Origin of the sequence: Novipirellula herctigrandis (genome assembly GCA_007859835.1) — a bacterium.
GTDB lineage: Bacteria > Planctomycetota > Planctomycetia > Pirellulales > Pirellulaceae > Novipirellula_A > Novipirellula_A herctigrandis.
In genome coordinates this window covers 8,417,354-8,428,603 of the sequence record SJPJ01000001.1, presented here as the reverse complement: position 1 = coordinate 8,428,603, position 11,250 = coordinate 8,417,354, and the positions used below count along the sequence as shown (strand labels likewise).

Genomic DNA, 11,250 nt, shown 5'->3' with positions numbered 1-11,250 from the left:
GGTATATCGTTCACCGGCATCAGCCGCAAGCCAGTGTTGTGACGCCAAGGCCCAACACCAGCATACCGATCTTCGATGATTCATAGATCATGTTGCGGGGACCGCGCAATCGACCTTCTTTTCGCTATTCGGTGTGTCCAACGAATATACACATTCTCGATCGAACCTTCCGTCGCGATCATCGTCAAAAGACGAAACGGTATAACGTTCGCCGCGCTGTTCATCTCTCCGGTCGATTCGACCGTCCTGGTCAGTATCCGTATAGAAAATACAGTGTGGATACGATGCGCCCGGCTTCGTCCAAATTGTGTCAAAGGGTTGCCCTCCTTCTTGAGCTACCTCTGCACTCTCCCAGTCGCTAACAGAACGGTGGTAATCAAGCGCAGTCCTTTCGCACCCCACAAGCGTTAGCGCCAAGATGGTTATCGATAATATCGACGTTTCTTTCATCAAAGTAAGTAGATTACAAAACAGAGCCAGTCGAACTCTTTCGGACGAACGCTACGCATCAGCGGGCCGGCGCGATACGCGTTGATTTCAAAACCGACCCGACCGCCGGCTCCGGTGCATGCGATTGTTCGTCGCGTTTCACATCTGGGTAGTGCCGATCGCCGCAAGTGCTTGGTCAATGTAGCCACGCATTTCGGCGGCACATCGTTCTTGGGGTTCGTACCACTCCCATTTGCGTCGCCGTGCGAGAACAAGGGAATCGGAAATTGCAATCGCTTTTGAGCCCAAGCGAGTTATAGCAGCACAGTGTCCCTGAAGTCGATCGCCAAAGTCATCAGTTTCGATTGCCGAGCCGAGTAGCGGGACGAAAAACGCCGCATTCCCACCCCAACCGAATTCAGCAACGTATTCGCAGTATCCATGTATCGTCTCGTGCGGTTTTTGCCCTGCGAGAAGATCCAACATCATAGTTTCAATGATTGTGATCCATCGGCGGAGTTGCACACGATCGTCGGACGATATGAGTTTGTTGCGGACCAACATGCCACCACTATCAATTCCCCAGCGACGTGCAGTCACGGTAATTCTGCAAACTGACTCTGCGATACAGCGTTCGATCGTGTTTGTAAACGCAGAGGCAACGCCGACAGAAAGCAACGATTCAACAACCGAGTGAAAGTTCTCCGCTCTGATCCCGGAATACGGGCGAAGGCATCCAATGAATCCGTCCTCGTAGTAATCTTCGACAATGCCCGCGTGCCGAGATAGTTCAACCTTTGCGTCCTCGTGTTCCATTAGTGCTGGCAAACTCTCTGAGCGACGAACGTTACGATTCACGGGGATCGCGCGAAAGATGAACTATTGCCAAAGCGGCTGCCAGCGATCTCCCGTGCAATCGATGGTTCGCCGATTTTTCGAGTCGTTGCTGTACGGCACAAATGCTTGATCATGGAGACCAATGGTCCGGACGAAGGCGGCGGTCGAGAGAGTGAATTGGCGAGAAAAACCAGCGTTCAAGGTCCGTGTCATTCGCGTACCTGGGGATGATCCTGTGCCCCCATTCCGCTAGCTCCTTTTCGTCTGCACGGCCGCGCGTTGTCAGGCCCCAGTACGCCCAGACGTAAATTGCCGCTGTAAAACAAAAGACTAAAACAGGAAAAAGCAAAGCGTGACGACTCGGTTGATCTTCTTGGGAAGAATCTCCAGAAAAACGATAGCAGACGGCAGCCAATGCTAGAAAACCAATAGTGATGGTGCCACAAATGACCGAAATCGCTACCGGCTGCCCGCCGTTCAGGATAAACCCAATGGCAAGAAGCACCTGCACTGCTGCTGCCACAATTCCAGGGACCACGTTTCTAGGATGTCCCCTCCGCAGCCTAACGACCCATGCCACCATCACTGGCGTGTTCAGTAGGAACAGCAGTGACGCGAGCCGCTCCCCAGGCATGACAAGCAGGAAAAGCACGAACGCATGGTAGGCAATAACGCCAACAAGAACCGATCTAAACGCAAGCAAACGCGTGTCAGTACCATGATCGGCGTCGAGATTGGTCGACAAATACGGGTTCATACAAGTCAAGAGATGCTGTCGAAGGAGGTTGCCCCGTTCGGCATAACGGCTACGATCACCGAGCCGGAACGATAATACTAAACATTTGGAGAGACGCGCAAGTCCGGCTTCGCGTGCATCGTTTTGTTATCCGACGAGGTAGATTCACCCCATCCAATTGGAGTATCGTTGAAACGTGGTGGCTGTATTTAGCTTTGCATTGAGTCCAATTCCTGCGCCGGAATCCGACACTTGAAAAAGGACGACGAGATCATCATTAGGTTCCCCGAAAAAGCCTTCGCTCCGAATGCGAGCTAAAGCATTAGCACAAGCCGCAAAAATTACACTGCGATCGTAGGTGTCTTCGTCACAAGGAATTAGCCGATGGGGTGGCAGGATCATACGGTATGCGGGGTCGAGGTACTCGCTACCCTCATCGAATTCCCAAGCCGACATGTTCCAAAGTGATTCGCTGTCGTCGTCAGGACTGGTGTCAGCAACGGCGGTTGACGCAGCAGTCGCAATCGTCATGGCACTGTCATCGCTGTAGATGCCGAATCGGGTAATCGCTTGCCGGGGATGATTGCGACGCACACTATCAAATGCTTTTTTTGCCCCATCATAGATCACGTCGGTTAGGTGATCTGCATCAAGTCCGTCGCGACCGCAATTCCCAGACTGATGGAGAATAAAGCCGTCATCTCCGCATTTGACACACGCATGCTGGAACGCGGCCAGTGTCTGTTCGTCGGACTCGAGTTCCTTCACAGTCTTCTCACCCCAAGTTTCCGGTTTACCAGTTGCCTGCCAAACAGTCGCTCCAAACCGGCGAACCTCTCTAAACTCAGAGGGGCGATCTCCATCGAATTTGTAGAAGAGCGCCCAGTCAACGTCAGAATTCATTTGTCAGACCAGCCTAAATATAGAGGAATAATTCAGTCGGGTAACGTCACCGTTCACCGGGCCGCGGCAAACGACATTGATTTCAGAATCCGCGCGGCCGCGGCTTCCGTGTGCAACGGATGGTTATCCGTGGGAATTTAGATGGAAGGTGGAATGCCAGTATACGTTCCCAAAGCAAGACCGAGCAAGCCGATGGTAACCGGAGATTGCTCGAAGCGAAACGACCCCCTTCCCCTTTTCCTAGCCGACTTCCCCTTTTCCTAGCCCCAAGAAACGAACCGCCGTATGCGGACCCGCATGTACGGTGGTGTGAGAGGGGTCCCGGGCAACCGGGCCCCTATCTCGATCATGGTTCGCCGCGTCTTCTAGTCCCAGAACCAATAGATGGCGCCGTATGGATCGGAAGAGTAGACAGCGTCCACGATTGTCAAGATGACAACATACGTAGTCAGGCAAACGATTCGTTTCGCGGTCGGCATTTCTTTCGGGGCACGAAGACCAAACGGTTGGGCCAATCCCCACACCAGACCAATGGGAATCAGAAACGGACCCGCGATGGTTAACAACGCGGCCGGGATTGCCAGTACGTAAACTGCGTTGTGTGCTGCAACATTGTCAGGAAGCTCGCCAAATCCCGGCGGCCGACCCAGCGAAACAGTTGTTAGCATCCAACAAGCGTAGATCAAAGCCAAAGCAATCGCGGAATGGAGGTAGACGGTCCACCAAAGTGAAATTACGACGCGCGAACCCGAACTCCTCGGTGCACTCAAAAGCGTCGCTTGGTATGGATTGTTTTGTTGCATTCTCTGCTGGTGAACGTTCGTGATCACCGAGTCCGGACAGTCGATCTTGCATTTCAATATGCGTGCAAGCCGGACTTCGGTGCATCACACTGGTTATCCGATGCCTCTTTCAGATCATTGTGTCGCACGTTTGAGTCTCAGTGAAGCACACGAAAGTCCGAGAATCACAGTCAAGACAAACACGAATGACGAAACCCAGCTTAGAACATGGCTTGGTGAAATGTAGACGTGCTTCGAAATCAGAATCGCAACTGCAGTCTGCCCAATTGCCGCAAGAACGCCACAAACTGCGCCACTGCGGGGCGACCATGCTAGACCTGCGGCCATCAGAGCAAGAAGTGGTACGTTTACGAGCATAAATTCGGCAGCTTTTCGATCGTTCTCTAGCGGCGACTGGAGGATCAACCCGGAAAGCACTGCGTATGCGATCAAACCGACCAAAGCAATTGACGCGAGAACCTTCGACCCTGCGGAACGAGACGCAACAGATTCTGATCGGGAGTTTTGCGGAGGGGAGTAAGGATTAGTCAAGTGTGATGTGAAAACGCCAAATCGAACATGAATCGGGTAACGGCCCGGATCAGCGGGGACGGGCGAAAGACTTGCAAGCAGACGAGAAAACGAACCACCCGTCCTCCGTTGCATCACATGGTTATCGCACGGATTTGGGTTAAACGCCGATCGAGTCACCATGATGAATCAATCAACCGAGCACCGTCAGCTTAGCCTTCGGCCCCTTCGGTGACGGTTGTTCGTTCCCTAGCAGTATCAGTTTAACGAGGTCCCAATTTAAAAGCAACAAACGACGTTGTCGGTGTCTGACCAAACTTTCTGGACGATTCTAAGCAGCGAGTTTTGCAGGTATTTCCCAATACTTTTCCCATAGGTCACTCGCATCAAGGGCGGCAATGTTCATCAGATACTCGGCATTCGCAAAGTCCCAGCGGCGACCGCGACCTTTGATTCGCTGAGTCGTCGTTTTGCACTGTGCCTCAGTAGGACCACTTCCAATTTGGATCCCCCGCTCGCGAAACTCTCGGTAACGAATGATGGCTCGACGCTCCGCAGCGTAGCCGATTAGGTGTTCCAACGCTTCGAGCTTGCGACCGCGGCAGTCACCTTTCTGAGCGACTAACTCACTCAGCAGCGAGTCGATCCCTCGACTCATCAATACGTCCATCAACGAGTCAAGCCACTTCGCTCCCGCCTCGTCGTCGCCGTACATTTCACGACGCGCCTTCTGGGCGTTATCCTTCAAGTGGTAGTAGTCCAGGTTGATCTCGTCGACAAGGTGATGAAACTCAAGTTGATTGCGTATCCAAGGAGCTCCATCGATATTGGCAATCGATTCAGTGGCCTGATTCAGTCCGATCGTCGTCGACAACGTTTGCAGCAATCGCCCGGTGACTTCGCAGTCACCTCGCGTCGAGATTACAAGACGATGCGTCTGTTGTTCGTCGTACGCAACAACAATTCTTGCTTCTTTGTATTGTTGATCCGATCCGTTACGAAGCTTTGGTAGCGGGCGGCATTTCTTGCCACTGCGTTTTCGTTTGAATTTGATTGTTGCACGTCGTTTTCTCTTTTCCGCGTCAGTCACGACGGGGACTTTAACACCATCACATCCAATATAGACGCGAGTTTTCCGAGGTTTTCCGGGGGCTTCCGATTGTTCTGCCCGTTCTGATGCGTCGACGGCCAAGTCAGAAAGTGGCTTGTCGTCAATCACACAATCTGCCGAGGACCAACCAGGATCGATGCGGCCACTGGTCAGTTGATTGGTAATCATACGTCCCTCGTACTCCACGATCTGACGCACACTTTCTCCGCTGATGTCGATCGATGCTAAACGAAACATATTCTCCGCCGTCTTGGCAAAGCTTGACGAACTTTGATTCAACCGACAGAGCATCTCACGCACACCGCGTGTAAAACTTTTCTCAGCTTCATCAAGCAAAGCATCGATCGGAACGGAACATCCTTGATCTTCTATTGCCCATCGGACTCGCTTGAATTGTACACGACCGTTTTCGGTCAACACGCTGCGAAGTTGCCTACCCTTATTCCGAGCGCGAACTCCCGTCGTGCTCTTCGGAGGGGGAAAAAGCGGCTTCCGCCGCATCGATTTTCGCTTGCATGGTTGCTTCGTAAACCTGTTGTCTGAAGCGATCAAGTACTTGACGACTGATGCCTTCGCTGTCTTCGATCCAAACGCCATCGCGCGCATTGTCAACGGAATCGGCGACTGCGTTGAGCGTTGCTTCAAACTCCACCTGCAACTTCGCTTTCAAAGCATCGCGATCAATTTTTGAACTTTCCATCGAACCGGTACCTCACAAAAAGAGAACTGAACTTTCCCTATATCATGAGTCTTACCCAGCTTTCGCGACAGAGGTATTAGTCAGACACACCGACGGTCTTGTAGGCAAGATGTCTCAGGTGTCCTTGTCTTGAAACATGAAAACGCACTGTGGACGGCGAATCTCAAAAGCCCTTCTAGAATGAATAGGGCTCCGATGCAGCTGCCCCGCAGAACGCCGAATGGACACAGTGGCTTGGTTCGGCTGTGTTCTGCGGCATCGATCTAGACGCATCACTGCGAAAAGGGTGCTAGACGAACGCCTGCGGGTGCGAGCGGATCAATTTCGATTGTGTTCTCGCCAGCTTTTAGGTACGCCGAAACATCCACACGCAGGGGAGCACCAATGAATCCGCCCGCCTTTTGACCGTTAACGGTAATCGCCGCGGCCGCTTCGGGAACAATGGAGTCCGCCTCCAAGACAATCCTCAGGCCTCGATCTAGCCAGGCGTTGGGAACCGTCACCCGTCCAACAAACGGATCGGATTGGACCGGGGAAATCGTTGGCGTCTCTGCATCACCCAACTGTCCCCAAGGTTGTCCGCCGTACGGCAATAAGGTCTTTGCGGTGTCCCATGCTCGATCATCAAAATCGACACCATTCCAGCCGTCTACATGACGCAACTCGGCTTTCCACGTTTCGTCGATTCGAACGATCATGACTTGGCCGTCTGCAAGCGTGATTCGACAACAACCAATCAACCCAGCCGGGCTGGGCGAGTCGGTACCGTTCGTTGCGGCAATCGCCAAAATATTGCGGCCAGCGTGAAATGACTTCGTCAGGTTAAGCGAAGTCGACCTTCGCCAATTGTCACCCTTTCCAACCTCGTGGCCGTTCGCGAAGAGCACCCAGGAATTGTCTGCAGTAAGGCACATTTTGGCATCAATGACCTCTGCGTCGATGGGCAAGGTGAGTTCGTTTCGGAAATATCGAGTACCTGGATTTGCTGCTTCCTGGGCATTCGCTTCGGGGTACCATACCCAATGGCTTTTGATCAACAGTGAGCGATCCGCTTCTTCGACGACAGGTTGGCTTGGAATGATCTTTTCAACTGGCGTTGCAACTCGGGTGACAGCCAGAGGGGTTTGAACCGGCTTGTCCGCTGGTGTGATTCTGACAGGAAGATCGCGTGCTTCGGGCGAAAAAACCAACAACACACTCTCGAGTGGCTCCAACGTCAAATTCAGTTCTACCACGTCGTCATCGATACGCTTGAACGGCACCGAGTTAACGGCGTTGCGCATCGCATCCCACGCCTCCGGCACGCCACCGGCTCGTATGCGAAGCCGAAATGTCTTGGTGGAACCTTCGTGTTGCTGATTGGCAACGAAGAACACATCGCGACCGGCTTTCACGCGATGCAATACATGTAGCCAATCATCCGTTTGTCCATCGAGTACTTCTAAGGTCGGATGGATGCCAGCATCAACGGCTAGCACTTGTTGAATCTGCTCGGTGGTCGGTTGCTCGGGTAGAAAGTACGATCGACCACCATTGGCATTGACTTGGCAAGCATCCAGCCCAGGTTTTTCGACTTGGCCAAAAATTGCTTCACGCAACTGGGTGATGTCGGACGCATCCTTGTTCAAAGTGGCCGAAGCTGTCGGCAGTATTCCGTAAGCGACGACGACGCCACCTGACTGACAGAATTCCTTTGCTTTGGCCAGTGTTTCGTAAGGCAGTACCTCGGCAGCCGGAAGAACCAGGACCCGATAGCGTTCATCATGCAGCAGTAAGTTTGCATCGGCAATCTGAGTGTCGTTTTCGAAAGCATCGTACGGCATCCAATCACAATCAAATAGCGCGTCCTGCAGCGCCGACGTCATGTTCTCGGGTGTGATCGATTTTCCAGCATGAAAACTGTTTCCCAAGTACAGTAGCGCGACCGGACAAACATGGTGCCCGCCGGACAACATCGTGCTGAGCCGGTTGGTATAGTCGGCCCACACGCGGTACAACGGCCAACGTGGCTCGTTGCCATTGTTGTAGAAATAGGGGGGGCAATCATGATCATAGGGTGCACGGGGATTGAAGGAGTGCGGGACCATGAAGTTAACACCACGAACCTGATGCTGGTCGGCTAACCATTTCATCTGTGGATAAGTGACTGTCTGATCGTAACCGCCGTAGATCTCGCACATCGCCAAGTCATCTTTCTTGCCATAGGCATGCGAGATCGAACTGGCGAGCTTTGGCGTTTGGTACACATGCAAGGGACGCTCGCCTGGATACATCTGGTGAAGCACCAAATCGATACCACCCATGTCAGTATATTTTTGTAGCTGGAACATATTGCCAGCACAGAAGGTGGGACGCAGGTACAGCTCACCGTGCTCCATGAAATGACCGATTGATTTCACTTGGTGCTCGCGGCACCAATCGCTGATGCCGCCGTACATCGTGCGTCCCCACGCTTCGGCGAACGCGTCTTGGTACTGATAAGCAGCAGCCGTTTGTTGCTCTGGATCCTGCAATTGAAATTGTTTGGCCACAAGGACTGCTTTCCAGTCGACGCCGCGCCGCTGAATTTCAGGAATCACCTCTGTGCCCCAGTCACCTTGGGTTTCCGGCTCGTCGTAGAAATACCCTGCAATGGTGTTGCCAAAGTCGTCGCCAAATCGATCAAAGTGCGGTTGATAGACGGTTTTCAGAAACCAATCCACGCAATCCTTGCTGGCACCGTCGACCGATATCCATTGCCTCTGGTGCCCTTGGGCGCCAGCATATCGCCAGCGAAAGGTCATAATGCTCCAACGCCCCGCAGGCACGTCCCAGACAAGCCGGTCACCGTCGAGACTCGGTTCCAAGTCGATCAAGGTCGCGTCATCGATCCTTCCTTTTGAATCCGCCTGACCGGCAACGACGGCAACAAAGTGTGGTCCACCCACTTCGTCAATCTCGTAGTGCTGAGGGCCCGTGACGGTTTTCTGTTCCGACTCCAAGTACTTGCTGCCATACTCTGGTGGAACGTGACCGCCAACCATTTGGCTAGGCCACCACTCTTCGTCAAAAATCCACATCTTCAGCTTGGCACGCTTAGCGGCATCCAAACAAATTTCCAGGTCGCGGTACCAACCTTCGCCAAGCCAATCATTGTGCGGCCGCGATTCAGCGGTGAAACATCCATTTCCACCTTCGGCGATCTTTTCAACGTAGTGTTCTAGCGTTGCCTTACTCTCGTCCCCGTGCAGCCAATAAAGAGGGCCAGTCAAATACCTTGCTTCCATCGGCAGTTCGCGAAAGTGGCGTTCCACCTCTGCGAAATTGTCTTCAGCGTGACCAACAGCCGCGGTGAAATAGGCAAAGACCATCACCAGGGGAAAAAAAACAAGCGATCGAAGTCTAGGTCGTGTAATCAAAGTTATTCTCTTCAAGAGGGAAAGGTTGTTGATGTAAAAGACTCGTTTGCCTTTTCGTTGGGCGGGTGGTCTCGGATAGGCGAGTGTTTCGATTCAAATTGCCCGCGTCAATTGCCCGAGTCAACTAGCCGCTCAATTGGTTAGCAGGATTGTCGATGATGCGTCAGCTTCACGACCTGTTTACCGTGAACGAATCTATTGCAACTAGCAACAGTCGCATGGCAGCTCACAATGCAGTGCGTTTTAGCGATGGTGACAAAGTATAACCGTGCCCACGCCACTTTGCGCGCCAAACCTGCGGACACGATGTCGCAGAATGAGCACATGACCAAATTCGTTAATTGTTAGCACTGTGTGGTCACCAAGATTCGCTTGCTCTTACTCCCCCCCATGACACACTCGCAGGGGGTATACTCACATGGCTATTTCGACCGCGACAAATCGAAATAACTGTGGCTTATCTGAAAACCATTTTTTGTTCGACGAGAGGTTCCATACATGCGACTTTGTCTTCCTCAGTCCAGAAATTCTTCTCTCCTTAGACTGACAGCTACCATTTGCACCGGAATTGTTGTTTCCGCTGTGTGTGGTTGTAAGGGCGGTGAGGAATCCGACGGCGACGTTGAACCGAAAAGTTCGTCGACCGTTCAGGCTACGCCTACTCAACAAAATGAGCTAACCGTCCAGGCGGAGGCTATCGCAGGGAGCAATGAGTCATCGACGATTCTCGAGGTCATTGAGAATAGCGAGGGGTTCACCCTGATTTCTTTTGCCGATTCATCCGTTGCAAAACCAGCTGAGAAGATTCATGGCTATCCGGTGTCAAGTAAGGTCGAGGTTGACGATCAATCGTTGCGAGAGCAATTGGTTGGTTCTTTGCGATCCGCCCTTGACGTTGACGCAATGTATGACAGTCAATTGAATCCAGAGTTTGGAATACAGAGTGAACACGAAGGAGTCGTTGATGAACTCTTGATCGGGTTCAGCAGCGGACAAGCTGTTTGGTACCGAGATGGCAAAAAGCTGCTGGAAACATCTATTTCATTACGACCTCGAGCGTTGTTCGGAAAGGTGTTTGGGATGACAGGCATGCCAGCAGCACGTCGACCGCTGGTGGTATTTTCCATCGCTGGCGTTGAGACGAGCGATGATCCTGGGCAAATTGTCTACGACAATGCTTATGGGCTAGAAATGCAACTCGACAATGAATGGTATGTGGACACGGTCATGTTGGTCGTGCCCGAGTATGTCGATGTCATCGCGAATCGCACAGGATTGCTTAATGAAGAGGCTGCTTTTGCCGGAACGACGTCTGTTCCAAAAGCAGGTGCGTTCCAAGAATGGCCCGAGGGTAAAATCGCGTGGGTGGAACTGGACTCGTTAACAGGGCTTGCAAGTATCCTAAAGCAACGTCATCACGCAATATTGCGAATCAATGCGTCTGAGGATATTAGTGCCTACCTGTCGCCGTTGGCGAAGAAGGACGTAGGTGCCAATCCTGAGAATATGACGTTCGCCATTGAAGTCGCAGACGGAACCGATGTTGATGCGGGCCAAAAACGGGCGAATATCGTTCGCCAAGAGTTAAGGAAAGTGGGGCTTGAAGACTGCCGGATTGTTGTTGCGACGACGGAGTTGGTTGACGATGTCTTTCCCTGGATGGAACAAGGCGACATCGACGGATTCTATGTTGCCAATGCGACCTTTGATTCGATATTAGACACGATCGCCGATGTCAGTTTTTGTCGCTGACACATTGAACGTTTGGGAAGCCCTAAATTTGTCGCGCAAATTCGGTTTTGGTAGACTGCGGCAAATTCGCA

Annotated in this window: 8 protein-coding genes; 1 reads left to right on the top strand and 7 read right to left on the bottom strand. The window is 52.3% G+C overall.

Going from position 1 to position 11,250, the window contains the following annotated elements:
- Positions 1–588: 588 nt before the first annotated feature.
- The 7 genes from CA13_RS35875 to CA13_RS30355 all read right to left on the bottom strand — a co-directional run bounded on the left by CA13_RS35875 (position 589) and on the right by CA13_RS30355 (position 9,427).
- Entirely contained in the window at positions 589–1,287 is a 699-nt protein-coding gene (locus tag CA13_RS35875) for a hypothetical protein (RefSeq protein WP_419195035.1), read from the bottom strand.
- 109 nt (positions 1,288–1,396) lie between these two features.
- Positions 1,397–2,032, bottom strand: coding sequence for a hypothetical protein (locus tag CA13_RS30380; protein ID WP_146403069.1), 636 nt, complete (start codon positions 2,030–2,032; stop codon positions 1,397–1,399).
- A 135-nt stretch (positions 2,033–2,167) separates the two neighbouring features.
- Positions 2,168–2,905 carry a DUF4303 domain-containing protein gene (locus CA13_RS30375; protein ID WP_146403067.1) on the bottom strand — a complete coding sequence of 246 codons (738 nt, stop codon included), beginning with the start codon at positions 2,903–2,905 and terminating at the stop codon, positions 2,168–2,170.
- A 365-nt stretch (positions 2,906–3,270) separates the two neighbouring features.
- Positions 3,271–3,573 carry a hypothetical protein gene (locus tag CA13_RS30370; RefSeq protein WP_146403065.1) on the bottom strand — a complete coding sequence of 101 codons (303 nt, stop codon included), beginning with the start codon at positions 3,571–3,573 and terminating at the stop codon, positions 3,271–3,273.
- A gap of 976 nt (positions 3,574–4,549) precedes the next feature.
- A complete protein-coding gene (locus tag CA13_RS30365; protein ID WP_146403063.1) occupies positions 4,550–5,566 on the bottom strand; it encodes a hypothetical protein in 1,017 nt (338 codons plus the stop codon).
- Positions 5,567–5,768: 202 nt separating this feature from the next.
- Positions 5,769–6,029: a hypothetical protein gene (locus CA13_RS30360; RefSeq protein WP_146403061.1), complete on the bottom strand. Its 261-nt coding sequence runs from the start codon at positions 6,027–6,029 to the stop codon at positions 5,769–5,771.
- A gap of 272 nt (positions 6,030–6,301) precedes the next feature.
- Positions 6,302–9,427, bottom strand: coding sequence for a glycosyl hydrolase (locus tag CA13_RS30355; protein ID WP_146403059.1), 3,126 nt, complete (start codon positions 9,425–9,427; stop codon positions 6,302–6,304).
- A 582-nt stretch (positions 9,428–10,009) separates the two neighbouring features.
- Here CA13_RS30355 and CA13_RS30350 point away from each other — a divergent pair.
- Entirely contained in the window at positions 10,010–11,179 is a 1,170-nt protein-coding gene (locus tag CA13_RS30350) for a hypothetical protein (protein WP_146403057.1), read from the top strand.
- Positions 11,180–11,250 lie beyond the last annotated feature (71 nt).